Source organism: Streptomyces sp. S465 (assembly GCF_026898115.1).
GTDB classification, from domain to species: Bacteria; Actinomycetota; Actinomycetes; order Streptomycetales; family Streptomycetaceae; genus Streptomyces; species Streptomyces luomodiensis.
In genome coordinates, this window is the sequence record NZ_CP114036.1 from 956667 (window position 1) to 981169 (window position 24503).

Here is a 24503-nt window from a genome sequence, read left to right on the forward strand (position 1 = left end):
CGCCGAGGGCCGAGGTGGTGCTGACGGCCGTGGTCGCGCTGACGGTCGTGGTCGCGTCGCGCGGAGTGATGCCGTCCAGGACCATCGACAGGTACTGGCGGGCGATCTCCTCGGGGCTGTGCTGCCCGCCCGGCCGGTACCACGACGCGGCGACCCAGACGGTGTCGCGCAGAAAGCGGTACGCCAGCCGGATGTCGAGGTCGGCGCGGAAGACCCGCTCGGCCACTCCGCGCTCCAGGGCGCCCAGCCACGCCCGCTCGAACTTCCGCTGTGACTCGGTGAGATAGCCGAAGCGCGGCTGCGCGGACAGGTGCTTGGACTCCTTCTGGTAGATCGCGACGGCGGCGCGGTGCCGGTCGATCTCCCGGAAGGACTCGGTGACGAGCGCCTCGACGGTCTCCCGGGGACCGAGCCCGGCGCCGAGCACCGCCTCGTATCCGGCCCAGAGCTCGTCGAGGAAGGTGGAGAGGATCTCGTCGACCATCGACTCCTTGGAGTCGAAGTGGTAGTAGAGGCTGCCGGCGAGCATCCCCGCCTCGTCCGCGATCCGGCGGACGGTGGTCGCGTTGTACCCGTGCGCGGCGAAGACCTCCGCCGCGGTCGAGAGCAGTTCGCGCCGTCGCTCGGGGGACGCGCTCACGGTCGGCTTCTTCCCACCGTTCTTCCGAGTGCTGTTCCTCTGGCTGTTCTTCTCGTTGTTGTTTTCGTTGTTCTTCTCGCTGTTCTTCGCACTGTTCCCGGTGGAAGCGCGGTTCCTGGTGGAGTTCGGCACCTTCTCATTCTCGCCCCATGGGCGCGGGGCCCGCGCGCCGCGCTCCGCCCGGGGTCCCCGGTGGTCTGCCGTGCCCGCGTCCTCGCGCCCTGACCGGTTGTGATCCATGCTGTATCGACCGTAGTTGAGCGAACAGCGAGGTATGCGCGGATGCACCGGCCCCGGCCCACTCTGGAGAACGTGGCGCGGCGTGCGGGTGTCTCGCGCGCCACGGCCTCCCGTGTCGTCAACGGTTCCACCAAGGTCGGCGAGGACAGCCGTGAGGCGGTGCTGAACGCCATCCAGGAGTTGGGCTACGTCCCCAACCAGGCCGCCCGCAGCCTGGTCACCCAGCGCACCGACTCCTTCGCGCTGGTGCTCCCCGAGGAGCCGGGCCGGGTCTTCTCGGACGACCGGTTCTTCCCGGGCGTGGTGCGCGGGGTGAGCCAGGAGCTGGAATCCGCCGACAAGCAGCTGGTGCTGATGATGGCCCGCTCCCCCGCCAGCCGTGACCGTATCGAGCGCTTCGCCCTGGCCCGCCACGTCGACGGGGTCATGGTCGCCTCGATGCACGGCGCCGATCCGCTGCCGGCCGCGCTGGCCCGGATGGGTATCCCGGTGGTCTGCAACGAGCGGGTGCTGGGTCCGGCCTCGCCGCCGTACGTGGGGGTGGACAACGCGGCGGGTGCGGCGCTGGCCGTGGAGCACCTGGTCCGCTCCGGGCGCAGCCGTATCGCCACGGTCGCGGGCCCGCAGGACATGGTGGCCGGGATCGACCGGCTCGCGGGCTACCGGGCGGCGCTGGCCGGGGCGCGGCTGGAGGCGTGCGTGGCGGTCGGGGACTTCACCCAGGAGTCCGGGGCGGCCGCGATACGCGAACTGCTGGACCGCCGGCCGCGGCTGGACGGCGTGTTCGTGGCCTCCGACCTGATGGCGATCGGGGTCCTGCGGGCGCTGCGCCGGGCCGGCCGGCGGGTGCCGGACGACGTGGCGGTGGTCGGCTTCGACGACATCGAGCCCGCCCGCTACACGGAGCCCGCGCTCACCACCGTGCGTCAGCCGATCGGCGGCATCGGTCGCCGGCTGGCCCGCCAGCTGCTGCGCCTGGCCGCCGGAGAGACCATTGAACCGGCACTGGTGCTCCCCACGGAGCTGGTGGTGCGCGAGTCGGCGTAGCCAAGCCGCACCACGGAGCGCCGCTCCGGGCGCGAGGGCCCGGGGCAGCGCCCCGGTACCCATGCCATCGCGCCACCCCGGCGTCCCAGGGGCGGCGCTCCGGCCCGCGAAGCGGCACCCGGGCTGAGGCGGCACCCCCGGCGGCCACCCGTACCCCCCGTAACGGCGGCGCCCCCGCACCCTGCGGCAATGCCCCGACGTCCGCGACACGTCCTGGGCGAGGCCGGGCAACGCCCATACGGGACGCGCAGCCAACGTCCCGGGCAACGCCCGGCGGCCCCTTGGACCGCACTCGCGGACGCGCCGCCGCGCCCCCATAGCGGCACCCAGACGTCCGCAGGCCAGCCGTCCAGACCGAGGCAGCACCACCCGGCGGCGCACCGGGCGGGAACCGCCACGCGGGAGCCACCGGACGGGGACCGCCGCACGGGGCCCCACGCGGGGACCGCCACACGAGAACCGCCGCACGGGGCCCCACGCGGGGACCGCCACACGGGAGCCCCACGCCGGAACCCCCACGCGGGAGCCACCCCACGGGGACTGCCACGCGAGCCACCGCACGGGAACCACCACGCGGGAGCCCCACGCGGAGACCCCCACGCGGGAGCCACCACACGGCAACCACCCCACGGGGACCGCCACGCGAGAACCACCGCACGGGAACCACCACGCGGGAGCCCCACGCGGAAACCCCGACGCGGGAGCCCCACGCGGAAACCCCCACGCGGGAGCCACCACACGGGGAACCCCCACGCGGAAACCACGACACGGGAACCACCACACGGAAACCACCACACAGAAACCCCCACTCGGGGCCGCCGTTCCGGTCAGTCGCTCCCGGCGTACCGCGGCAGCAGCGCCCGGAACTCCCTCTCGAACGCGTCGTAGCGGCGCCGCAGCTCCCCGCCCGGCCAGTCCTCGGGCAGCAGCCGGGCGGGGAGGACGGGGTCGGCGAGGAGATGGCGCAGGGCCGCGGCCGCGACGGTGAACCGCTGGGCCGGCCCCTCCGCGTCGTCCAGTGCCGTCCCGAGCAGCCTGGCCTGGCGGGCCCAGCCGTCCAGGTCCCACAGCCGCGCGGCGAGCCCGGCCGGATCGGCCTCCGGCGCGCCGGTGAACCAGCGGCACTGCTCGGCGACGACGTCCGGGCGCGGGCGGACCAGATTGGCGGGGCGCATCCAGGTGCCCTCGCGCAGTTCGGCCAGGCGCAGGGTGGCCATGGCCTGGCGGAGGGCGGCGCGCTCGGCCGCCTGGCGCCGGTCGGAGGTGACGACCGCGATCTCCCAGCCGCCGTCCCAGCGCCGGGTGCGCGGGGCGCGGCTGTCGTCCTGCCGGGCCTGACGGGCCAGCAGCCGCTCGGTGAGCCGGTAGGTGCCGCCGTGCTGTTCCAGGTCACCGGCCGCCACCATGCGGGTGAGCGCGACCCGGATGGTGCCCTCGGCCGTGCCGAAGAGCGCGCCGACGCGGACCAGCGCGCGGGCGGGCAGCTGGGGCGGGTGGTGGCCCAGCAGGGTGCTGAGCACGATGGAGCGCGCGGTCAGCGGCCGCAGGCTGGGCGTTCCGGTGTCGTCCATGGTTACCGGAAACCCTACCCATTACAGTTCTGAGGCGCGCATGATGGAAGTGTAAGACGGATCGACCGGCCGGCCGCAGGAGACCGTGCGGGAGACCGCCGCGAACGAGGAGATGTCTGCCATGAGCGCTACGCACGAGGTCTTCAACCAGGTCCCGCCGCTCGTCGGCTTCAGCACGGCGGACGACCCCGCCCTGATGGAGTCCCTGCGGCGGGACGGCGGCGGCTGGGCCGAGCGGGAGGTGCGGGAGCTGGGCGCGCGGGCCGGTTCCGCCGAGGTCCAGGAGTGGGCGCGGCTGGCCGAGGAGCACCCCCCGGTGCTGCACACCCACGACCGTTACGGCCATCGCGTCGACGAGGTCGAGTACCACCCCGCCTACCACCAGCTGATGGGCGCCGCCGTGGCGAGCGGCCAGCACGCGGCCGCCTGGAGCGAGAGCCGCCCCGGCGCCCATCTGGTGCGCGCGGCCAAGTTCTACGCCTTCGCACAGGCCGAGCCCGGCCATGGCTGTCCCATCTCCATGACGTACGCCGCGGTCCCGGCGCTGCGCGCCGAACCGGAGCTCGCCGCCCGGTACGAACCGCTGCTGGCCGCCCGCGCCTACGACTTCGGGCTGCGGCCGCCGCTCGGCAAACAAGGTCTGATCGCGGGCATGTCGATGACGGAGAAGCAGGGCGGCTCGGACGTCCGCGCCAACACCACCCGGGCCGTGCCGACCGGGGACGGCGGCTATGTCCTCACCGGCCACAAGTGGTTCACCTCCGCGCCGATGAGCGACGTCTTCCTGACGCTGGCCCAGACGGAGGAGGGGCTGACCTGCTTCCTGGTGCCCCGGGTACTGCCGGACGGCAGCCGCAACCCGCTGCGGCTGATGCGGCTCAAGAACAAGCTGGGCAACCGCTCGAACGCCTCGGCCGAGATCGAGTACGAGTCCGCCGTGGCCTGGCGGGTCGGCGAACCGGGCCGCGGGGTGCGGACCATCGTGGAGATGGTCAACGTCACCCGGCTGGACTGTGTGATCGGCTCGGCCGCCGGTATGCGGGCCGGACTGCGGCAGGCGCTGCACCACGCCGAGCACCGCCGGGCGTTCGGCGCCGAGCTGGTCGACCAGCCGCTGATGCGCAACGTACTCGCCGATCTGGCGGTCGAGTCGGAGGCGGCCACGACGCTCGCGATGCGGCTCGCGGCCGCCCTGGACCGCGCGGAGGCGGGGGACGAGGGCGAGGCCGCGCTGCGCAGGCTGGGGCTCGCGGTGAGCAAGTACTGGGTGTGCAAGCGCGGTTCCGCTCACGCCGCCGAGGCCCTGGAGTGCCTGGGCGGGAACGGCTATGTGGAGGAATCCGGGATGCCGCGCCTGTACCGCGAGGCGCCCCTGCTGTCGATCTGGGAGGGCTCGGGGAACGTCGCGGCGCTCGACGTGCTGCGGGCGCTGGGCCGGGAGTCGGGCGCGCTGGAGGCGTTCCTGGCCGAGGTCGGCGCCGCCGCCGGGGCCGACGCCCGGCTGGACGCGGCCGTGGACCGGCTGCGTGGGCTGCTGCCCCAGCTCGCCGATCCGCAGCGGGCGCAGCTGCTGGCACGCCGCCTTGCCGAGCAGATGACGCTGGTGCTTCAGGGCAGCCTGCTGGTGCGGTACAGCCACCCGGCGGTCGCCGACGCGTTCTGCGCCTCGCGGCTCGACGGCGACTGGGGGCACGCCTTCGGCACCCTGCCGCCGGGGACGGACACCGAGCCGATCCTGGAGCGGGCCCGCCCCAAGGCCGAGCGGTGACGCCGTGAGGTGAAGCCGTGGACCGGGCGGGGTGAAGCCCGTGAACCGGGGGACCTCCTGCGGAATCTCCGTCAGAAGGTCCCTAAACCTCGATGCGCAAAACTTCGCAGGATTCCCCCATTCGGGGGAATCCCGGTGTTCGTACGGCTGGCAGGCGCCCGTTCGGCCGAACATCTCCTCGTGAAACGATGGCAGCGATTATGGCGTGCGGGGGTCCTGACCACTGCCCTTGTTCTCGCCTCGGCGGGGGCGACGGCCCTGGCCGAGGCGGACGGTGACGGCCCGGCGGCCGTGCCCGCCACCCCTGGACCGACGGCCGGCCCCCGGCCAGGGGCCAGGACCGAGGTCCCGGGCGACGGACCGCGCACCTCGGTGAGGATCAGGATCGGTCCGGGCCTGTGTGTCTGCGTCGCCGCCTCGGTGGGCCGGGCCCGGCTCATCGCCCGGTACGGCTGGTGCCCCCATCCGACGCCCACGCCGACCCCTACGCCCACGCCGACCCCCACCCCGACTCCGACACCCACCCCCACGCCGACTCCGACACCCACCCCCACCCCGCCCGACACGCCGAGCCCCACCCCCACCTCGGCCCCGACGTCCACCCCGAGCCCCGCTCCCACACCCACCCGGACGCCCGGGTCCCCTGCGCGGCTCCCCACGCCGGGCCCCACACCCGCGCCCGCGCTTCCGCTGCCGTCACCGCCCCTTCGCAGCACGCCTCCGGCATCGCCCTCCGAGCCGGTTCCCACCCCGACCAGGACCCGTGCCGTCGAGATGCACGCGTATCAGAAACCCGCACGCGCCGAGCCCGACAACGGGACCTCCGTGGTCACCTTCACCCTGCTGCTGACCGCGCCCGCGGTCCTCGCGGCCGCGGCTCTCCGTCCGCGTTCGCGCTCCGCCGCCCGCGGTGGGCGGCGCGGCTGACGGCGCACCACCGAACCGCCGAACCGCCGAACCGCTTGGGAGGCTGTCCATGCCCGAATGGCTGATGATGACCCTGGTGATGGCCGGGACCTGCGCGGTCGTGGTGGCCGGCGCGGTCCTCAACGCCCGCCGATTGGGGAGGGAGGACGATCCGGACGAGACCCCCGATGTCCTGGACTACATGATCATGATGATCGGCGTGGTCTACGCGATCGTGCTGGGCCTGGCGATCGCCGGTGTCTGGGAGTCGCGCGGCGCCGCGCAGGACGGGGTCCGCACGGAGGCGCAGGCGTTGCACGAGGTGACCGAGCGGGCGAGCGTCTACCCCCGCCAGGTGCGCGATCGCATCGGCGACGATGTGGACGCGTATGTGCGCCATGTGGTGCGCACGGAGTGGAAGGTGATGCTCGACAAGGGCGAACTCACCGACCGCGGCGACGAGCTGCTGGCCACTCTGCGCCGCGATGTCACCCACGCGACCCCGCACAGCGCTCTCCAGTCGCAGGCGTACCAGCCGATGGTGGACCAGGTGGCCGCCGTGGACGACGCCCGCGGCGCCCGGCAGCAGAGCGCCGGGCCGACGATGCCCCATCTGGTCTGGTTCGGACTGGTGCTGGGCGCGGCGCTGGTGATCGGGCTGGTCTTCACCCTCCAGATCCGCCGTTCGCCCCGGGAGCTGATGCTCGCGGTGATGTTCACCGCGCTCATCGTCTTCCTGCTGTTCCTGGTGTGGGACTTCGACGAGCCCTTCGGACGGTCGGTCGGCGACTCGACCGCGCCCTTCACCGATCTGTTCCCCAGCGCACGGGGAGGGTCTTGAGCCCGTTCTGGAAGTTGGAGGTGAGCCGCACCGGCTCACCCGCCCGGCGCAGCCCCGGCAGCCGGTCCAGGGCGGCGCGCAGCATGGCCCGCATCTGGACGCGGGCCAGATGCGCGCCCAGGCAGACGTGCGGTCCGAAGCCGAAGCTCAGATGGTCGTTGGGGGCGCGGGCGATGTCGAACCGGTCGGGGTCGGTGAAGACCGTCTCGTCGCGGTTGGCCGAGGCGTGGAAGACGACGACCTTCTCACCGCGCCGGATGAGCCGTCCGCCCAGCTCCACATCGCGGGTCGCGGTGCGCCGGAAGTCGATGACGGGCGGCCAGAAGCGCAGCATCTCCTCCACCGCCGAGCCGGTGAGCTCGGGCCGGTCGCGCAGCAGCCGCAGACTCTCGGGATGGTCGAGCAGGGTGAGCAGCCCGCCGGGGATGCCGTTGCGCAGCGTCTCGTTGCCCGCCACGGCGAAGAGGAAGAACATGTTCTCGAACTCGTCCCGGCTCAGTCCGCCCTCCCGCATCCGCGCCATCACACTGCCCGGCCGCGGCCGCTCGGCGAGCGCGTGGGCGTAGGCGAACATATCGGCCAGGGCCTCACGGGAGCGTGGGTTCATCGGCCGGCCGTCGGGACGTCGCGGCGGCCGGGCCGGCCGGTGGGCGAGGGCGGCCCGCCCCATGGGGCTCAGCTGCTCCCCGGCCGCGGTGGACGATCCGGCGTGGTCGGCGTCCTGGTAGCCGATGACACGGCTCGCCCAGTCGAAGAGCAGCCGACGGTCCCCCTCGGGGACGCCCATCACCTGGGCGAGGGTCCACACCGGCAGATCGGCGGCGAGCTCGACGAAGTCGGCCTCGCCGCGCGCGGCCACGGAGTCCACGAGCGCCACCGCCCGCTCCTCGATGACCGCCTCCAGCTCCCGTACGGCGCGCGGGGTGAAGGCCGCGGCGACGATGCGGCGGGTGCGGGAGTGGTCGGGCGGGTCCTGATTGAGCATCATCGCCCGTACGAACTCCAGATCGGCGGGGGTGTCGGGGTCGCGGATCTGGGTGGCCCCGAGGTGGGAGGAGAAGACCTCGGGGGTGCGCAGGACGTACTTGACGTCGGCGTGCCGGAACACGGCCCAGAAGCCGGGGCCGGCGGGCCAGGCCCCGACCGACGGTTCCTCGATCCGGCAGACGGGGCGGGTGGCGCGCAGCTCGCGGAAGAGCGCGTAGGGGACGCCGGTGGCGTAGGTCTCGGGAAGGAACGCCTCGACAGGGTGCACAGCCGAGACCGTACGGCGCCGCCCTCCGGGCCCGTCAAGACGCCTGAGCCCGCGGCCTGGACGCCCCGGGCCCACCGGACCCGTGCGCCGGCCGGATCCGGGAGGCCCCTGCGCCTCACCGGGCCCTACGGCACGGGCACCGGGAGGATCCGGCGCAGCGGGTCCTCCGGCAGTCGGCCGTGGGCCTTCCACTCCCGCGGATAGCCGACCGAGACCTCCTGGAACTTCACCCCGTCCTCGACCGTGGTCCGGGGGATGTGCAGATGGCCGTAGACGACGGTCTCGGCCCGGAACCGCACATGCCAGTCGGCGGTCAGCTCGGTGCCGCACCACAGCGCGAAGTCGGGGTAGCGCAGCACCCGGGTGGGCAGCCGGGTCATCGGCCAGTGGTTGATGAGCACGGTCCGCAGCTCCGGGTCGACGGCCGCCAGCCGGGCCTCGGTCTCGGCGACCCGGGCCCGGCACCACGCGTCGCGGGTGGGGTAGGGGTCGGGGTGCAGGAAGTGCTCGTCGGTGCAGACCACCCCCACGTCATGGGCGTGGGCCAGCGCGGCCTCCTTGGTGGCCAGGCCGTCGAGGCGGAAGGTGTAGTCGTAGAGCAGGAACAGCGGCGCGACGACCAGCGGTCCGCCGATGCCCTCCCAGAGGGGGTAGGGGTCCTCGGGGGTGACGATGCCCTTCGCCCGGCACATCTCGACCAGTGCCTCGTAGCGCGCCACCCCCCGGGCTTCCAAGGGGTCCTTGGGATGGGTCCACAGCTCGTGGTTGCCCGGGGACCAGATGACTTTGGCGAACCGCTCGCTCAGCAGCCCGAGGACCTCCTCGATCTCGGAGAACACCTCTCCGACGTCCCCGGCGACGATCAGCCAGTCGTCGTCGGAGCCGGGCCGCAGCCGCTCCACGATCGCCCGGTTCTCCGGATAGGCCACATGCAGGTCACTGATGGCGAGGAGTTCGCCCCCGTGGGTGCCGCCCATTGTCTCTCCTGTCGTACGGTGGCGGTCATGACGCGGTCGCCGGTGTGCCGGCCCCGCGGTACGGGCCGGGTGATCACCGGACCGTACCTGGCGCTAGCCTCGCAGATGTGGTGGACAAACTCCCTCCGTCTTTCGAACGCGGAACCGACGGACCCAAGGTCATCGTCGCCGGACTGGACGGTTCCGAATCCTCCTGGCGTGCCACGGCCTACGCCGCCGGGCTGGCCAGACGCCAGAACGCGCTGCTCGTCGTGGTCTATGTGCAGCCGGTGCTGGCCGCCGGGGCGGCGCTGGGGGCGTCGGTGGCCGACACCACCGGTGAGGTCGCCGAGGAGCTGATGCGCGAGATGCGGGAGGCCACCGAGCGGCTGCGCGGGGTGTTCGAGGTGCGCTGGGAGTTCCACACCTTCCGCGGCGATCCGTACAACGGTCTGGTCCAGGCGGCCGATGAGCTGAAGGCCGACGCGGTGGTGGTGGGCGCGTCCGAGCAGGCCGGGCACCGCTTCGTCGGCTCGGTGGCCGTGCGGCTGGTCAAGACGGGGCGCTGGCCGGTCACCGTGGTGCCCTAGGGCGTGTTTCGAAAGTCCCGCCTGCCCCGCGACGCCTGGCACGCGCGCTCGCCGCGTTGTCGGGATCGTCCGAGTAGGCCCACTACGAGGACGACCCTCCGCCTTGCGATCACACGCACCAGACGCCGCGGGGCCCGCCCTCCGGGCGGACGGCGCTACTTTCGAAACACGCCCTAGGGGCGCGGCCGGCTCGCGGAGCCCGGCGCGGTGGGGCACGGTGGGAGAGGTGACCGGACCGCCCCGGGCACCGGGCGGACCGCCCTGCCCGGAGGGTGCGTACGGGCGTGTCAGCCGGCCTTGTCCTCCAGCCGGAATCCGACCTTCAGTCCCACCTGGTAATGCGCGATGCGCCCGCCTTCGAGGTGCCCGCGGATCTCCGTGACCTCGAACCAGTCCAGCTCGCGGAGCGTCTGGGAAGCCCGGTTGATGCCGGTCCTGATCGCGTCGTCGACGCTCTCGGTGGACGAGCCGACGAGTTCCGTCACTCGGTAGGTGTGGCAGGACATACGCCTCTCCCCTCAACACGCCCCCCCTCCACCGTGCACCGCGCAGCCTGACTCCGCGACTTTACAGGGGGTACGCGGGCCGCGAGCCATGGCGGCCGCGGTGCGCGCCTTCCGCGCCTTCGTCGCTGCCGCCGTCCGTGGGCTCGGCCTGTGCTCAGCCGCGGGGGATCACGGTGGAGAGCACCGACGGCAGCGGGTACCAGTCGGCGGTGGCGAAGCTGGCGTGTCGCGCGGCGAGTTCGGACACCCGGGTCCGCGCCTGGGCCTCGGTGGGGCTGGTGCCGTCGATGGCGGGGGCCACCTGGTGCGCGTCGGTCATGATCAGCAGGTAGTGGCGGTCGTCGTACCAGGCGGTGTCGATACCGCCGGTGACATACGCGGACGCGTCCCCGTCGTAGAGCACGAACCACGGCCGGAGGGTGGCGTCGGTGTAGCGGGTGCGCGGATCGTCCGGGGCGGCGCCGTGGACGGCGGGGAAGGCGGCGGCCTGGGCGAGCTTCCCGGCGGCGGACAGGTCCCGCAGATGGGTGGCGTACTCCCGGTCGGTCCACAGGGTGTCCAGGGGGTTGTTCTCCTCGACCGTGCCCGGGATCAGCTCGACGACGAACTTACCCGCGAGCGCGGAGCGGGACGGCCAGCCGTCCGCCCGCACCGCCTCGTCCAGGTCGGCGTGGCCGCCCACCACGTCCGCCGGGCGCAGCAGCGCGTCGCCCAGGGTGGCGCCGAGGAGGGCGTCGAGGTCGGCCGGGCCGCGCCCCGCCTTGCCGTAGAAGCCGTCCTTCATCTCGACCTTGACGAGGATCGGGCGGTGTCCCGGATGGGCCTCGTGCCAGGCCCTCATGTCGGCGAGGCAGCCGGCCAGGCTCTGGTTGCGGGCCTTGGTGCGCAGCTCGGCCGGGCCGGCGGCGTTCTCGCAGTTGTTGGCGTTGCCGAGCGGGTTGCTGTGCGAGACCCGCCAGCCGGGGCCGAACACATTGGTCCATACGTCGAGTTCCAGGAGCGAGGCCCCGGAGTCCAGTGCGTCGGCGAAGTACGGGTACGTGGCCTGTTCGTACGCGTTGTGCACACCCACCGAGGTGGTGGCGGAATACGCCGGATCGTCCGCGGCGGCGGACGCGGCCCCCGCCGGTGCCGGTGTCGCCAGACACAGTGCGGCGGCCGCCGCGGCGACCGCCACCTTTCCCGTGCGCTGGACATGACCGCGCGCCTGTCTCCCCGCCCTGCCCATGTGTCCCCACCCTTGTCGACGTCCCGGCCAACTGGGCAGCAGCGTACGGGAGTCGGCTCATGGGTGACGAGGGGCACCGGGCACAGCGGACCGGGCCCGGCGGCGGGTACCGCCGCTGAGCCCGGCTGAGTCCGTGTCATGTGCCGTGTATCACACGGCGGGAGTCGTGCTGTTCGGCGGTCGAGGGCGCTCCCGTCCGGGGCGCTCCCGTCCGGGAGTCGATGACGGTCCGTCCGGGGTCAGGGGCGCTCGCCCACACCGGTCGTGGCGGCCTCGCGCGGCCGTCCGCCGGGCAGCTTGGAGGCCAGCGGGGCGGTCTGCTCCATACCGGTGCCGCGCCGCAGCCCGGTGAGGAACTCCCGGAGCGTCTCGACGGCGGTGTGCCGGGGCCGCCAGCCCAGTTCCCGCTGGGCGCGGGTGGTGTCCATCAGCGGGAGCCGCAGGGCGGCGTCGAACAGCTGGGGCGAGGGCGGCAGCAGATGCAGATGCCAGGCCGTGGCCATGGCCGAGCGGGCGGCGGCACGCGGAATCCGCACCGACCGGGCGTCGAGGAGGCCGGCCAGCGTCTCGCCGTCGACCGGCGGTTCGGCCGCGAGGTTGAAGGCGCCGCGCACCTCCCGGCCGAGCGCGAGCCGGTACGCCTCGGCGACGTCGTCGGTGTGCAGGATCTGCAACCGCAGACCGGGCAGGTCGAAGACGGCGGGCAGGAGGGTGGAGCGGATCAGCCGCCGGGGCAGCAACGGCCCCATGAACAGCCGGCGCTGCTCGGCCGCCGACTCCTCCTTGAAGAGGAAGCCGGGCCGCATCCGCACCACCCGGATCTGCGGATGCTCCAGCTCGAAGGCGTCGAGCAGCCGCTCCACATACGCCTTCTCACGGCAGTACGCGGCCTCCGGCCAGCCGTGGGTGGGCCAGGACTCGTCCACCGGGCGGCCGTCCTCGGGGCCGGGCGAGTAGGCGCCCACCGAGGACGCGTACACCAGCACCGGCACCTCGGCCCGCGCCACCGCCTCGAAGACCCGGGTGGCGCCCAGGACGTTGGTGTCCCAGGTGACGGCGGGCCGGTGGCTGGGCTGGATCAGCCAGGCGAGGTGGATGACCGCGTCGGCGCCCTGGAAGTGCCGTACGAGACCGGCCTCCTCACCGGCGTCCCGCCCGATGTCCGCCCGTGCCCAGGTCGTCTTCGGCGGCGCCCAGTTCGGCACCCTGCGGGCGATGCCCACGATCGACTCGATGTCCGGGTCCTCGCCGAGCGCGCGGACCACGCTCGTACCGGCGTTGCCGGTGGCCCCGATCACCACTACGCGCATTCCCTGCTTGCTGCCCATGTGTCCGCTCCTTCCGGCCGCGTCGTGCCGTCAGCCGTCCCGGCCGACCAGATCCCGCGCGGCCGCCACGATCGCGTCCGCGTCGATCCCCGCGTCGTGCAGCTGCTCGGCGGGGCTGGAGGAGGCCGGCATGGTGCGCACCGCGAGCCGGACCAGCCGGGGCACCGGACGGCCGTCGCCGAACGCCCCGAGCACCGCGTCGCCCAGTCCGCCCTCGGGGTGGTGGTCCTCCACGGTGATCAGTCGCCCCGTCACCTCGGCGGCGGTGCGCAGCGTCTCGGCGTCCACCGGCTTGAGCGAGTACAGGTCGATGACGCGGGCGGGGATGTTCTCCTGGGCCAGCCGGTCGGCGGCCTCGATCGCCTCGTGCAGGGTGACCCCCGCGCCGATGAGCGTGACCCGGTCGTCCTCGGTGGCGCGGACGACCTTGGAGCCGCCGATGGGGAAGGTCTCCGAGGGCGGGTAGATGACGGGCGTTCCGCCGCGGCTGGTGCGCAGATAGCGGATGCCGGACCGCTCGGCCATGGCCGCGGTCAGCTGGGCCGTCTGGTTGGCGTCGCACGGGTAGAGCACCGTGCTGCCGTGCACCGCCCGCAGGGCCGCCAGGTCCTCCAGGCCCATCTGCGAGGGCCCGTCCTCGCCGATGGCCACCCCGGCGTGGGAGCCGATGAGGTTGAGGTCGGCGTGGCTGATGGAAGCCATCCGGATGAAGTCGTAGGCGCGGGTGAAGAAGGCCGCGAAGGTGGCGACGTACGGGTTCCAGCCGCGGGTCTGCATGCCGACGGCGGCGGCCACCAGCTGCTGCTCGGCGATGAAGAACTCGAAGTACCGCTCGGGGTGCTCCTTGTGGAAGTACTCCAGGCGGGTGGAGTCGCCCACCTCGCCGTCGAGTGCCACCACATCGCCGCGAGCGGTGCCGACGGCGGCCACCGCCTCCCCGAACGCGTCACGGGTGGGGACCGAGTCGCCGGTGTTGTAGCGCGGCAGGGCCAGCGGGCCCTCGGCGGAGGGCCGGGTGGGGGTCACCGTGGGCGGGCCGAGCACCGGCACGGCCAGGTTGCGTACGCCGCCGAGCTCGGCGATGGCCTCGTCCGCGTTCTTCAGCGGTTTGCCGTGCATGCCCTCGCGGTTCTCCACCGAGGCGACGCCGCGGCCCTTCATGGTGCGGGCGATGATGGCGGTGGGGCGGCCGACGGTGGACAGCGCCTCGCCGTACGCGCGGTCGATGGCCTCGATGTCATGGCCGTCGATCTCGACGGTGTGCCAGTCGAAGGCGCGGATGCGCCGGGCGTAGGCGTCCAGGTCCCATTCGTGGCGGGTGGGTCCGCGCTGGCCGAGCCGGTTCACATCGATGATGGCGATCAGGTTGTCGAGCCGCTCGTAGCCCGCGTGCTCGAACGCCTCCCACATCGATCCCTCGGCCATCTCGCTGTCCCCGCACAGCACCCAGACGCGGTAGGGCAGATGGTCCAGCCGTTTGCCGCTCAGCGCCATGCCCACGCCGTAGGGCAGGCCCTGGCCGAGCGATCCGGTGGCCACGTCCACCCACGGCAGCCGGGGGGTGGGGTGGCCCTCCAGCCTGCTGCCGCGCTTGCGGAAGGTGAGGAACTCCTCGTCCTGGAGGGCGCCGGCCGCCTTGTAGAGCGAGTAGAGCAGCGGGGAGGCGTGGCCCTTGGAGAAGATCAGGTGGTCATTGCCCGGGTGGTCGGGCTGCTCGAAGTCATAGCGCAGATGGTTTCCCATCAGGACGGCCATCAGGTCCGCCGCCGACATCGACGACGTGGGATGGCCGGACCCGGCGGCCGCGGCGGCGCGCACCGAATCCACACGGAGCTGCTGCCCGAGCTCGCTGAGCTGTTCGTGTCGCATTGTTCTCCTTCCAGGTATGCGCCGGGAGTCAGCCGCTGCCCGCGCGCACCGTCTGCGCGACCTCGGGCGACTCGGTGTCCAGCGGCACCGCCCACGGCGGGATCACGCCCAGCTGCACCCCCTGGCGTGGCAGCACCGCGTCGAGCAGCCAGTCGGCGGTGACCCGCACACGGTTCCCCGGCATCGCCATCAGGTGGTAGCCGCGGGTGACCGCGTTGGCGACCGGCCCGGACAGCGGTATGTGCAGCGGGTCCGCGGCGGCCTGCACCCCGCCCAGGTCGACGGTGAACCCGAGGTCATGGTGTTTGTACGGCTTGGGGGTGCCGCGCCCGAGGGAGGCGAGCACGTTGTGGCCCGCGATCTTCCCCTGTCGCTGGGCGTGCTGCGCGGTCATCGGGGTGAACTGGCCCGGCCGGGTCAGATCGGGCACCGCGGCGGCGTCTCCGCAGGCCAGCACGTCCGGGTAGCCGGGCACGGCCAGATACTGGTCGACCCGCAGCCGGCCGCGTTCGGTCGGCAGCCCGAGCTGCTCCACCAGCGGGTCGGGGCGTACCCCGACACACCAGATCAGCGACCGGGTGTCGATGAACTCGCCGTCGTCCAGCAGCACCCCGTCCTGGGTGGCCTCCTTGACGGTGGTGCGGGTGCGTACCTCCACACCGCGTTCGCGCAGCACCCGGTCGGCCGTGCGGGACAGCTTCTTGTCCAGCTCCGGCAGCACCCGGGGGGCGATGTCGAGCAGCAGCCAGCGGGGGTGCGGCGCGCCGCGCAGGGTGGTGTTCTTCCGCGCGATGGAGTCCGTGAAGAGCACCCCGTGGGCGGCCACCTCGGTGCCGGTGTAGCCGGCGCCGACCACCACGAAGGTGCGCCGGGCGGCCCGCTCCCGCGAGTCCTCCACCATGCCGGACATCTCCATCTGCCGGGTGATGTGGTCGCGCAGGAAGAGCGCCTCCGGCATACCGCGGAAGCCATGGGCGTGCTCGGCCACCCCGGGGATGGGCAGCAGTTTGTTGACGCTGCCGACGGAGAGGACGAGCCGGTCGTAGTCCATCTCGCCCGGCCGGCCGTCGGGGTCCTGCCAGGAGATCCGGCGGGCGTCGAGGTCGACGCCGTGGACCTCGCCCAGCACCAGCCGGACATGCGGCAGGGTGCCGGTGAGGGAAACCGAGACCCGGCGGGGTTCCAGGACCCCGGCGGCCACTTCGGGCAGCAGTGGCAAATACAGGAAGTAGTCATTGGGGTTGATCAGGACGATGTCCGCCGCGCCGCGCAGGGTGCGGGAGAGCGTACGGGCGGCCTGATAACCGGCGAATCCGGCACCTACGATCACGATGCGTACTGGGCTCACACGAAACTCCCGGGCGTACGGGGCCAGAGCGCTCCAAGTGCCCGTGAGAGCCCGGACCAAACGTGTGGCCCGGCCGGTCCCGCCCCCGGACCCGGGCCGGGAAGGTCCGGCGCGGTCCCGGGGACGGGGACGGGACGTTACCGGGGGATCAGCGGCGCGGGCGGGCCGTGGGCCGGTCGACCGGTTCGTCCCAGTCGATGCGGTAGCCGGTCAGCCAGTCCGGGGCCCCACCGCCGGACCGGTCGAGCTTGCGCGGCATGGTGACATCGCGCAGGGCCCGCGCCACGGGCCCCGGCGTCCGGCGGGCCATGCCCGCGCCGGCCGCGGCGACCTTCTCGACCCGCTGCCGGCGCAGCGCCTCGTACGCGGCGAAGGCCGAACGGGGCGTGCGCAGATCGCGCAGGCATTTGGCGAGCACCACACCGTCCTCGATGGCCATCGACGCGCCCTGCGCGGCGTTGGGCGCGCAGGCGTGCGCGGCGTCGCCGACGATGACCATGCCCTCCTCGGACCAGGTGGGGGTGGAGACGAGGTCGTAGGCGGCGGTGGCCACGATGGAGTCACCGGTGGCGCGGACCAGGTCGGCGGCGGGGGTGTGGTCCTCGGCGAAGAGCGTCAGCAGCCGCTCCCGCCACTGCTCGGGGGTGACGGCGGCCAGCTCGGCCTTGGACATCTCCTCGGCCGGGGCGTTGCAGAACCACCAGACCTCACCGTCCGGGGCGGTGGTGCAGCCGAAGAACGCCTGCTTGCCGAAGATCATGGTGTAGGTGTCCGGGTCCGGGGGCGAGTCGGCGTCGCGGGTGTAGCCGCAGACGGTGTGCCGGCCGGTGTAGCGGGGCCGGGGCGCCCCCGCGTCGATGACCCGGCGGATGAGCGAGCGGATGCCGTCGGCGCCGATCAGCACGTCGCCCACGGCGCGGCCGCCGTCCGCGAAGGAGCCGACGATCCGGCCGTCGGGGCCGGTATGGGCGGCCAGTAGCCGCTTGCCGTACTCGATGCGCACTCCGCGGCGCACCGCCTCCTCGCGCAGCACCCGGGCGAGCGTGGCGCGTTTGAGTGTCACGGAGCCGAGGCCACCGTCCTGCGAACCGGACATGGGCCGGTCGCCGAGCCGCTTGCCGGTGTTGCTGATGAAGCCGACGCGGCCGGCCGGGAAGGAGTTCTCCAGCACGGGTCCGTGGGCGTCGATGGTGCGCAGTGCCTCCAGGCCGTTGGCGGCGACGACGAGGAACGCGCCCGCGTCGGCGGCGTCCGCTGGGTAGGCCTCGTAGACGACCGCGTCGATCCCGGCTTTCCGCAGGGCCATCGCGGTCACCGTGCCGGCGATGCCGCCACCGATGATCAGGGCTGTGGTCATGGTGCTCCGTGACGTGGCGTGGGGTGTCGTGTCGTGGGATTGCGACAGCACCATATGGCGGGGCCGGGCTCCCGGGGTCAAGAGCGGGGAATCAACTGACCGGTGGCGGGGTCCGGTTGACACGGCGGTGGTTCCCCGCTGTCGGTGCCCGCTGTGTGAACAGCCCGCTATTTGAGGAGCCGGGAGAGCCGACGGTCGGCGAGCGGCTTGCCGCCGGTCTGGCAGGTGGGGCAGTACTGCAACGAGGAGTCGCGGAAGGACACCTCGCGGACGGTGTCCCCGCACACCGGACACGGCTCTCCGGTGCGCCCGTGCACCCGCATCCCGCCGCGCTTCTCCCCCTTGAGGTCGGTGGCGGCCAGACCCGCCGACCGCTCGACGGCGGAGCGCAGTGTGGTGCCCATCGCCTCGTACACTCCGGCGATCTCCTCCTCGGTGAGGTCCGAGGCCAGCCGGTAGGGCGACATCCGGGCGGCGTGCAGGATCTCGTCGGAGTAGGCGTTGCCGATGCCCGCGATGACGCTCTGGTCGCGGAGCACCCCCTTGATCCGGTGGCGTGCGCCGCGCAGCAGCCCGGCGAACGTCTCCAGGGTGAAGGAGTCGTCGAGCGGGTCCGGGCCCAGCCGGGCGATCCCGGGAACCTCTCGGGGGTCGCGGACGACGTACACCGCGAGCCCCTTGCGCGTCCCGGCCTCGGTGAGGTCGAAGCCGGAGCGCTCCGGGCCGGCCAGGAGCAGCCGCAGCGCGAGCGGGCCCTTGCCGGGGCGGGGCGGGGCCTCGGGCAGCCCGTCCCGCCAGCGCAGCCAGCCCGCCTTGGCGAGGTGGACCACCAGATGGGGGCCGTCGGTGGCCAGGTCGAGGAACTTGCCGTGGCGGGCCGCCGCCGTGACGGTGCGGCCCTCGAGCGCGCTCGGCGGCGGGTCGTAGGTCTTCAGGACGCTCACCGCGACGGGGAGGACACGGGCGATCTCCCGGCCGGCGGCACGCTCGGTCAGGATCGCGGTGAGGGCCTCCACCTCGGGCAGCTCCGGCATGCCACCAGTGTGCCGCAGGCCGGACGCGACACCTCGGTCGCTCCTCGGAAGGCCGGTTACCACTGGCGCACCGCTCCGGGCTGCGGCAGCGCGCGCCCTCCCTTACGGTCTCACGTGTCCCCTCTCATCCCGTCTGCCCCTGTACGGAGCGTTCCCCATGGCCGACACCCGACAGCAGTCCGTTCGCGACGAGGCGACACGCGGCGGTGCGACAGGACACGGGGCGACGGGCGGGACGTACGAGGGTTATGAGGCGTACGAGGGCGGCAGCCCCGAGGCCGAGCGGCGCCGCTTCGAGAAGCTGGTGCGCGAGCTGTTGCGGGTACAGGGGCCGGCCCCTGGCGGTCCGGACGGCTCGGGCGGCCCGCGGCTGCCGCGCGCCGCGCCCGCCGAGGCGGCCCTGGGTGTGGAGAACGCCCGGCTGCGGTTCCGTGACGACCTTCCGCCGGAGCTGTGCGTGGGATACGCCCGGCCGGGCGCCGAGTACCCGGCCGTGGTGCGGCTGTCCACCGCGAGCGGCACCGAGCGGCACGACGCCTCGCCCTATCTGCGCAGGATGGCGGTGCGGGTACAGGCCGGTCCCGAGGAGATCCACGATCTGCTGACCACCAGCTTCCCGGTGGCCCACGCCGCCGACGCACGCGAGTTCATCGCCTTCGCCAAGGTCACGGCGGGCGCCGGGAGCACCGTGGAGAAGGCCTTCGGACTCTTCGTCCGGCTGCCGCTGGCGGTGGGCTGGGCGACCGCCGACCGGATGCGCCGCAACGTGCGGATCGCCACCCGCCATACGGTGGGTTCGCTGGCCCGTGAGACCTTCTGGAGCCGGGGCGCGATCCTGTGGGGCCCGGCCGGTCCGGTGCGGTACCAGCTGCGCCCGGCGCCCGGCGGCATGCCCGCTCCGCCGCCCGACCGCGGCGACCCCGACTATCTCCACCGCGAGCTGGCGATGCGGCTGTCCACCGGCGACATCGCCTTCGAGCTGTGTGTGCAGCGCTATCTGGACGACCGCCGCACCCCGGTCGAGGACGGTTCGGTGGAGTGGCGGGAGAGCGACGCGCCGGTCGTCCCGGTCGCGATGCTCACCGTGCCGCGCCAGGACCTGGACAGCACCCGGTCCCGGTCCGTGGCCCGCCGGGTCGAGCGGCTGGCGTTCAACACCTGGCACACCACCGAGGAGTTCCGGCCGCTGGGCAACCTCAACCGGGCCCGCAAGGCCGCGTACGAGGCCGCCGCGGCACACCGCCCCGAACCGCGCCCGCACACGGCCGAACCGCGGCGCGACGCGCTGCTGTGCGCCCCGGTGCGCGCGGCCCTCGGCCTGGTCGACCGCTGTGTGCCCTGGCACCGGCTGCCGGCCCCGCTGGGGCTGCTCAACCCGGCCGCGCTGGGCCGGACACTGCGCCGGCTGGGCCTCGTCGGCGCGGACGTGCCCGAGGAGCCGCTCATCGGCGCGGACGTGCCCGACGAGGCGCTCGTCGGCGCGGACGCAGCCGAGGAGCCGCCGCGTCCCGGTCCCGCCTCCGCCCCGGCCGGGGAGCGGCGGTCCGGCACGGCGGCCGCCTGCTGACCGTGCCGGGGCCGGGCGGGGACACGTGTCCGGAGGACGGTGGCCGCCCCCTGACCGCTCCCCGGGCGGGCCGCGCCCGACTGGACCGGTTTACCGACGCGCTATCGTGTGGCGGTTCACACGGGACGGACGGCGGGGAGCGGTGGCATGGACAGCGAGGCCGGGACGGATCCGCCGCGGCGCGTGACCATCAGGGACGTGGCGGCGCGGGCGGGGGTGTCCAAGGGCGCGGTGTCCCTCGCCTTCAACGACCGCCCCGGGGTCTCCCGGGCCACCCGGGACCGCATCTTCGCCGCCGCCCGGGAACTGGGCTGGTCGCCCCATCTCTCCGCCCGGTCGCTGTCCAACTCCCGTGTGGAGGTGGTCGGTCTGGCCATCGCCCGCCCGGCCCGGATGCTGGGTCTCGAGCCGTGGTCCATGGAGTTCGTCTCGGGCATAGAGAGCGTGCTGGCCGAGCGGTCCTGCTCGCTGCTGCTGCGGCTGGTGCGGGATGTGCGGGAGGAGATCGCGGTCCAGGAGGCGTGGTGGCGGGGGCGGCAGGTCGGCGGGTCCATCCTGGTGGACCTGCGGGACGGCGATCCGCGTGTCCCCGCGCTGCGGCGGCTGGGCCTGCCCGCCGTGGTGGCCGGCCACCCGTCGCTGGCGGACGGGTTCGCCTCGGTGTGGACGGACGACGCCACGGCGGTCACCGAGGCGGTGCGCTATCTGGTGGCCCTGGGCCACCGCCGGATCGCCCGGGTGGGCGGCGCCCCCGGTCTCGGGCACACCACGATCCGCACGGCCGCCTTCGAGACCGCCGTACGGGAGGCGGGGCTGGGCGAGGGGCGCACGGTGGCCACCGACTTCTCGGGCGAGGAGGGGGCGCGGGCCACCCGTGCCCTGCTGGCCTCGGCGGACCGGCCCACCGCGGTCCTCTACGACAACGACATCATGGCGGTGGCGGGGCTTTCGGTGGCGGCCGAGATGGGGCTCTCGGTGCCGGCCGATGTCTCGCTGCTGGCCTGGGACGACTCCCAGCTGTGCCAGTTGACGCACCCCACGCTGTCGGCGATGAGCCATGACGTCTTCGGCTACGGGGCGCAGGTGGCCCGGAGCCTCTTCGACGTCCTGGACCGGGCGGCCCCCCGCGCCCATCAGGCCCCCACCCCGGCCCTCACCCCCCGGGGCAGCACGGCCCCGCCGCGCCGCCGGGAGCCGTGACCCCCGTCGGGCAATCCGGGGAGCGGGCCGGGATGTGAACCGGTTCAGTCCCGGCGGCAGGCCCTCGTCTCAGGGACTCCGGCCGCCGTATGACCCGGCGCGTGGCGGGCACCCGACGCGGGTGGTACGGATACATGCAGGCCGAAGGCAGACAGGCTCAGGGAGCGGCCCCCATGGAGTGGTTCACCTCACCCGACTACTGGCTGAGCCGACTCGTCTTCCAACGGGGGCTGGCCGCCGTCTATCTGGTCGCCTTCTGGGCGGCGGCCCGGCAGGGCCGGGCCCTGCTCGGCGAACAGGGGCTGACCCCGGTGCCGCGCTTCCTCGCCCGGGTGCCGTTCCGGCGGTCGCCCAGCCTGTTCCATCTGCACTACTCCGACCGGTTCTTCGTCTGCTGCGCCTGGCTGGGGGCCGCCCTGTCGGCCGCGCTGCTGGCGGGGGCCGGGGACCAGATGCCACTGGCGGTGGCGATGGTGGCGTGGCTGGTGCTGTGGCTGCTGTATCTGTCGATCGTCAACGTGGGGCAGGTGTGGTACGGCTTCGGCTGGGAGTCGCTGCTGCTGGAGTCGGGCTTCCTCGCCGTCTTCCTGGGCAATGAGCACACCGCGCCGCCCGTGCTCATCCTGTGGCTGCTGCGCTGGCTGCTGTTCCGGGTGGAGTTCGGCGCCGGGCTGATCAAGATCCGTGGGGACCGCTGCTGGCGCGACCTGACCTGCCTCTACTACCACCATGAGACCCAGCCGATGCCGGGGCCGCTGAGCTGGTATTTCCACCATTTGCCGAAACCGGTGCACCGGGTGGAGGTGGCGGCCAACCACGGGGCGCAGCTGATCGTGCCCGTGCTGCTGTTCACCCCGCAGCCGGTCGCGAGCGTGGCCGCCGGCATCATCGTGGTCACCCAGCTGTGGCTGGTCGCCTCCGGGAACTTCTCCTGGCTCAACTGGCTGACGATCCTGCTGGCGCTCCCGGCGGTCGACGGGCGCCGCGCCGCCGAGGTGCTGGGGCTGCCCCGGCCGCCGGCCCCCGCCGCGCCCCCGGTCTGGTACGAGGCGGTGGTGCTGGCCGCCACCGCGCTGGTGCTGGTACTCAGCTACTGGCCGGCCCGCAATCTGCTCTCGGGCCGCCAGCTGATGAACTACTCGTTCAATCCGCTGCACCTGGTCAACACCTACGGGGCCTTCGGCAGCGTCAACCGCAGCCGGCAGGAGGTGGTGATCCAGGGCACCGACGATCCGGTCCTCACCCCGCACACGGTCTGGAAGGACTACGAGTTCCGGGGCAAGCCGGGCGATGTGCGCCGGATGCCGCGCCAGTACGCCCCGTACCATCTGCGGCTGGACTGGATGATGTGGTTCGCGGGGATCTCATCCGCCTACGCCGGGTCCTGGTTCACCCCGTTGATCGGCAAGCTGCTGGTCAACGACCGGGCGACGGTGAAGCTGCTGCGGGCCACCCCCTTCCCGGGAACGCCGCCCACCCATCTGCGCGCTCGGCTGTATCTCTACCGCTTCACCACGCCTGAGGAGCGGCGGGCCACCGGGGCCTGGTGGCACCGGACCCTGCTGGGCGAGTACCTGCCGCCGGTCAGGCTGGAGGAGACGGATCAGTCGGAGCGCCCGGCCTGACGCCCGACGCGCGGGGCGCGGTGGAGCACGCCACGGGCGGCGACCCCAGGACCTCGTCCTCCGTTCACCTGGATCTCACCTGAACTCCCCCGGCCGCTCCCCGGGACCGTCCACCCTCCTCAATGGAAGCGGATGTCTGGATTCCGCATCGAGCATCGACTATCGAGTTCCCCAGTGAGGTACCACCCCATGGCCGAGATCCTGACGACCGTCCTGGGCAGGCTGGCCCGTATCGCCCTCGAGGCGCTGGTCGCCCATGTCACCAAGAAGGTCCTGACCGCCGTCTTCGCCCCGGCTGCCCAGGCCGCCCCGGCCGCCGCCTGAGGCGACGGCCGAAGGGCGCGCGGGATCGCCCCCGCCGTCCCACGCCCCTCAGCGGTCCCGAGGGGCGGCCCGGTGCACCGGGCCGTGGGCGGTCAGACAGTGCTCCGCGTCCTCCCGCCCCCGTGGGGCCAGGTCGTCCAGATGGTCGACCTGGAGCGTGGTGTGAGTGATCCCGTACTCCTCGCGCAGCACCGCTTCCAGGTCCTCCCGGACGGCGTGGCAGTCGCCGTCCGCCGCGACCAGGACATGGGCGGAGAGCGAGACCTCACCCGAGGTGATCTGCCAGACGTGCAGATCGTGCACCTCGGCCACCCGTCCGTGGGCGACCATCCGGCCGCCCACCTCATCGGGCTCGACACCGGCGGGGGCGGCCTCCAGCAGCACCCGCCCGGAGGCCCGCAGCAGGTCCACGCCCGCCTTGACCATGAGGACGACCACCACCAGACCGGCGATCGCGTCGGCCCGTGCGAAGCCCGTCGTCAGCACCACCAGTCCGGCGATGGCGGTGGCGACGAAGGCGTAGAGATCGTTGAGCACATGCTGGAAGGCGCCCTCGACGTTGAGCGAGGCGCGGTTCGCCCGCGACATGCACCACGCGGCCGCGAGATTCACCACCACACCGGCCAGCGCGGTGGTCAGCACCAGACCACCGGTCACCTCGGGCGGATCGATGAGCCGCGCCACCCCCTCATAGCCGAGATAGGCGCCGAGCAGCAGCAGGGAAAGGCCATTGGCCTGGGCGGAAAGAATTTCCGACCGTTTGAGCCCATAGGTGTATCCGCCACGTGCGGGGCGCGCCGAGAGCCGGATGGCGATGAGCGCGAGAACGATCGAGGCGGCGTCGGTGAGCATATGGGCCGCGTCGGACAGCAGCGCCACCGAACCGGCGATGATCCCGACCACGACCTCGATCACCATGAAACCGCTGATCAGCGCGAGGGCGATGGACAACCACCGGCGGTCGGCATGCTCCGCCACCCCGTGCGTGTGGCCGCTGTGCCCAAGTCCGCCGTGCCCCTCGCCGGGTCCGTGCGTATGCGCTCCCACCCGCTCCTCCTCGGATCGTCTTCGGCCCAGCGCAATTGAAACAGCCTCGGGTGGAATTCACCAAAGGCTGCAATGGACACGGTTATCAATAAACTGTGGATGGCTTTTATGAACCCGGCAACGCTTTTCATTTCCGGCTACGGAATGGGTGCCCGGCCGGTCACACGGGCGGGGCCACCACGGAGTCGCTGACATGTGCGACACCACGCCGATGCGGGTGAGACCGGCATGCGGAAGGTGACCCGGCGGGGCACGG

Annotated in this window: 21 protein-coding genes and 1 pseudogene; 10 read left to right on the forward strand and 12 right to left on the reverse strand. The window is 73.1% G+C overall.

The window, feature by feature from the left end:
• Positions 1–58: 58 nt before the first annotated feature.
• A pseudogene (locus tag N6H00_RS03915) lies at positions 59–640 on the reverse strand (TetR/AcrR family transcriptional regulator); the annotation flags it as partial.
• Between the two features lie 28 nt (positions 641–668).
• On the opposite strand from N6H00_RS03915, the gene N6H00_RS03920 reads away from it, so the two are divergent.
• Positions 669–875, forward strand: coding sequence for a hypothetical protein (locus N6H00_RS03920; RefSeq protein ID WP_268970122.1), 207 nt, complete (start codon positions 669–671; stop codon positions 873–875).
• 47 nt (positions 876–922) lie between these two features.
• The gene (locus N6H00_RS03925; RefSeq protein WP_268970123.1) at positions 923–1927 is read left to right on the forward strand and encodes a LacI family DNA-binding transcriptional regulator; all 1005 of its coding nucleotides are present in this window, start codon (positions 923–925) and stop codon (positions 1925–1927) included.
• A gap of 827 nt (positions 1928–2754) precedes the next feature.
• On the opposite strand, the gene N6H00_RS03930 is transcribed toward N6H00_RS03925, so the two are convergent.
• Entirely contained in the window at positions 2755–3498 is a 744-nt protein-coding gene (locus N6H00_RS03930; protein ID WP_268970124.1) for a PaaX family transcriptional regulator C-terminal domain-containing protein, read from the reverse strand.
• Positions 3499–3619: 121 nt separating this feature from the next.
• On the opposite strand from N6H00_RS03930, the gene N6H00_RS03935 reads away from it, so the two are divergent.
• From N6H00_RS03935 to N6H00_RS03945, 3 genes are all read left to right on the forward strand, one after another.
• The gene (locus N6H00_RS03935; protein WP_268970125.1) at positions 3620–5266 is read left to right on the forward strand and encodes an acyl-CoA dehydrogenase family protein; all 1647 of its coding nucleotides are present in this window, start codon (positions 3620–3622) and stop codon (positions 5264–5266) included.
• Between the two features lie 774 nt (positions 5267–6040).
• On the forward strand, positions 6041–6193 hold the full coding sequence (locus N6H00_RS03940; RefSeq protein WP_268970126.1) for a hypothetical protein: 153 nt from the start codon (positions 6041–6043) through the stop codon (positions 6191–6193).
• 49 nt (positions 6194–6242) lie between these two features.
• Positions 6243–7013, forward strand: a complete 771-nt coding sequence (locus N6H00_RS03945; protein WP_268970127.1) for a bestrophin-like domain — start codon at positions 6243–6245, stop codon at positions 7011–7013.
• Here the strand turns inward: N6H00_RS03945 and N6H00_RS03950 are convergent.
• Positions 6976–8268 (reverse strand): cytochrome P450, encoded by a 1293-nt coding sequence (locus tag N6H00_RS03950; protein WP_268970128.1) that lies wholly within the window; start codon positions 8266–8268, stop codon positions 6976–6978. The two genes, N6H00_RS03945 and N6H00_RS03950, sit on opposite strands and share 38 nt — an antisense overlap.
• A gap of 125 nt (positions 8269–8393) precedes the next feature.
• Positions 8394–9245 (reverse strand): metallophosphoesterase family protein, encoded by an 852-nt coding sequence (locus N6H00_RS03955; RefSeq protein ID WP_268970129.1) that lies wholly within the window; start codon positions 9243–9245, stop codon positions 8394–8396.
• Positions 9246–9352: 107 nt separating this feature from the next.
• On the opposite strand from N6H00_RS03955, the gene N6H00_RS03960 reads away from it, so the two are divergent.
• The gene (locus N6H00_RS03960; RefSeq protein ID WP_268970130.1) at positions 9353–9814 is read left to right on the forward strand and encodes a universal stress protein; all 462 of its coding nucleotides are present in this window, start codon (positions 9353–9355) and stop codon (positions 9812–9814) included.
• Positions 9815–10101: 287 nt separating this feature from the next.
• Here N6H00_RS03960 and N6H00_RS03965 read toward each other — a convergent pair whose 3' ends face one another.
• The 7 genes from N6H00_RS03965 to N6H00_RS03995 form a co-directional block, all read right to left on the reverse strand.
• Positions 10102–10320: a dodecin gene (locus tag N6H00_RS03965; RefSeq protein ID WP_268970131.1), complete on the reverse strand. Its 219-nt coding sequence runs from the start codon at positions 10318–10320 to the stop codon at positions 10102–10104.
• A 154-nt stretch (positions 10321–10474) separates the two neighbouring features.
• Positions 10475–11548 (reverse strand): phosphatidylinositol-specific phospholipase C domain-containing protein, encoded by a 1074-nt coding sequence (locus N6H00_RS03970; protein ID WP_268970132.1) that lies wholly within the window; start codon positions 11546–11548, stop codon positions 10475–10477.
• 239 nt (positions 11549–11787) lie between these two features.
• Positions 11788–12876 (reverse strand): NAD-dependent epimerase/dehydratase family protein, encoded by a 1089-nt coding sequence (locus tag N6H00_RS03975; protein WP_268970133.1) that lies wholly within the window; start codon positions 12874–12876, stop codon positions 11788–11790.
• Positions 12877–12906: 30 nt separating this feature from the next.
• A complete protein-coding gene (locus N6H00_RS03980; RefSeq protein ID WP_268970134.1) occupies positions 12907–14745 on the reverse strand; it encodes a transketolase in 1839 nt (612 codons plus the stop codon).
• A 28-nt stretch (positions 14746–14773) separates the two neighbouring features.
• The gene (locus N6H00_RS03985; RefSeq protein ID WP_268970135.1) at positions 14774–16093 is read right to left on the reverse strand and encodes an NAD(P)/FAD-dependent oxidoreductase; all 1320 of its coding nucleotides are present in this window, start codon (positions 16091–16093) and stop codon (positions 14774–14776) included.
• Between the two features lie 148 nt (positions 16094–16241).
• Entirely contained in the window at positions 16242–17450 is a 1209-nt protein-coding gene (locus N6H00_RS03990) for an NAD(P)/FAD-dependent oxidoreductase (protein ID WP_268970136.1), read from the reverse strand.
• Between the two features lie 167 nt (positions 17451–17617).
• The gene (locus tag N6H00_RS03995; RefSeq protein WP_268970138.1) at positions 17618–18484 is read right to left on the reverse strand and encodes an Fpg/Nei family DNA glycosylase; all 867 of its coding nucleotides are present in this window, start codon (positions 18482–18484) and stop codon (positions 17618–17620) included.
• Between the two features lie 157 nt (positions 18485–18641).
• On the opposite strand from N6H00_RS03995, the gene N6H00_RS04000 reads away from it, so the two are divergent.
• The 4 genes from N6H00_RS04000 to N6H00_RS04015 all read left to right on the forward strand — a co-directional run bounded on the left by N6H00_RS04000 (position 18642) and on the right by N6H00_RS04015 (position 23200).
• Entirely contained in the window at positions 18642–20051 is a 1410-nt protein-coding gene (locus N6H00_RS04000) for a hypothetical protein (protein ID WP_329618500.1), read from the forward strand.
• Between the two features lie 147 nt (positions 20052–20198).
• Complete coding sequence (locus tag N6H00_RS04005; RefSeq protein ID WP_268970139.1) at positions 20199–21251, forward strand: LacI family DNA-binding transcriptional regulator; 1053 nt, start codon at positions 20199–20201, stop codon at positions 21249–21251.
• 173 nt (positions 21252–21424) lie between these two features.
• The gene (locus N6H00_RS04010) at positions 21425–22876 is read left to right on the forward strand and encodes a lipase maturation factor family protein (protein WP_268970140.1); all 1452 of its coding nucleotides are present in this window, start codon (positions 21425–21427) and stop codon (positions 22874–22876) included.
• Between the two features lie 189 nt (positions 22877–23065).
• Positions 23066–23200 carry a hypothetical protein gene (locus tag N6H00_RS04015; RefSeq protein ID WP_268970141.1) on the forward strand — a complete coding sequence of 45 codons (135 nt, stop codon included), beginning with the start codon at positions 23066–23068 and terminating at the stop codon, positions 23198–23200.
• A 48-nt stretch (positions 23201–23248) separates the two neighbouring features.
• Here N6H00_RS04015 and N6H00_RS04020 read toward each other — a convergent pair whose 3' ends face one another.
• A complete protein-coding gene (locus N6H00_RS04020; RefSeq protein ID WP_268970142.1) occupies positions 23249–24247 on the reverse strand; it encodes a cation diffusion facilitator family transporter in 999 nt (332 codons plus the stop codon).
• Positions 24248–24503 lie beyond the last annotated feature (256 nt).

Bases quoted from the DNA above. Each gene is read 5' to 3' on its own strand.
- N6H00_RS03970 (WP_268970132.1), bottom strand. From the start codon at position 11,548: ATGGGCAGGGCGGGGAGACAGGCGCGCGGTCATGTCCAGCGCACGGGA.
- N6H00_RS04010 (WP_268970140.1), top strand. From the start codon at position 21,425: ATGGAGTGGTTCACCTCACCCGACTACTGGCTGAGCCGACTCGTCTTC.
- N6H00_RS03955 (WP_268970129.1), bottom strand. From the start codon at position 9,245: ATGGGCGGCACCCACGGGGGCGAACTCCTCGCCATCAGTGACCTGCAT.
- N6H00_RS03935 (WP_268970125.1), top strand. From the start codon at position 3,620: ATGAGCGCTACGCACGAGGTCTTCAACCAGGTCCCGCCGCTCGTCGGC.
- N6H00_RS03925 (WP_268970123.1), top strand. From the start codon at position 923: ATGCACCGGCCCCGGCCCACTCTGGAGAACGTGGCGCGGCGTGCGGGT.
- N6H00_RS03930 (WP_268970124.1), bottom strand. From the start codon at position 3,498: ATGGACGACACCGGAACGCCCAGCCTGCGGCCGCTGACCGCGCGCTCC.
- N6H00_RS04005 (WP_268970139.1), top strand. From the start codon at position 20,199: ATGGACAGCGAGGCCGGGACGGATCCGCCGCGGCGCGTGACCATCAGG.
- N6H00_RS03995 (WP_268970138.1), bottom strand. From the start codon at position 18,484: ATGCCGGAGCTGCCCGAGGTGGAGGCCCTCACCGCGATCCTGACCGAG.
- N6H00_RS03990 (WP_268970136.1), bottom strand. From the start codon at position 17,450: ATGACCACAGCCCTGATCATCGGTGGCGGCATCGCCGGCACGGTGACC.
- N6H00_RS03965 (WP_268970131.1), bottom strand. From the start codon at position 10,320: ATGTCCTGCCACACCTACCGAGTGACGGAACTCGTCGGCTCGTCCACC.
- N6H00_RS03975 (WP_268970133.1), bottom strand. From the start codon at position 12,876: ATGGGCAGCAAGCAGGGAATGCGCGTAGTGGTGATCGGGGCCACCGGC.
- N6H00_RS04015 (WP_268970141.1), top strand. From the start codon at position 23,066: ATGGCCGAGATCCTGACGACCGTCCTGGGCAGGCTGGCCCGTATCGCC.
- N6H00_RS04000 (WP_329618500.1), top strand. From the start codon at position 18,642: ATGGCCGACACCCGACAGCAGTCCGTTCGCGACGAGGCGACACGCGGC.
- N6H00_RS03980 (WP_268970134.1), bottom strand. From the start codon at position 14,745: ATGCGACACGAACAGCTCAGCGAGCTCGGGCAGCAGCTCCGTGTGGAT.
- N6H00_RS03945 (WP_268970127.1), top strand. From the start codon at position 6,243: ATGCCCGAATGGCTGATGATGACCCTGGTGATGGCCGGGACCTGCGCG.
- N6H00_RS03940 (WP_268970126.1), top strand. From the start codon at position 6,041: ATGCACGCGTATCAGAAACCCGCACGCGCCGAGCCCGACAACGGGACC.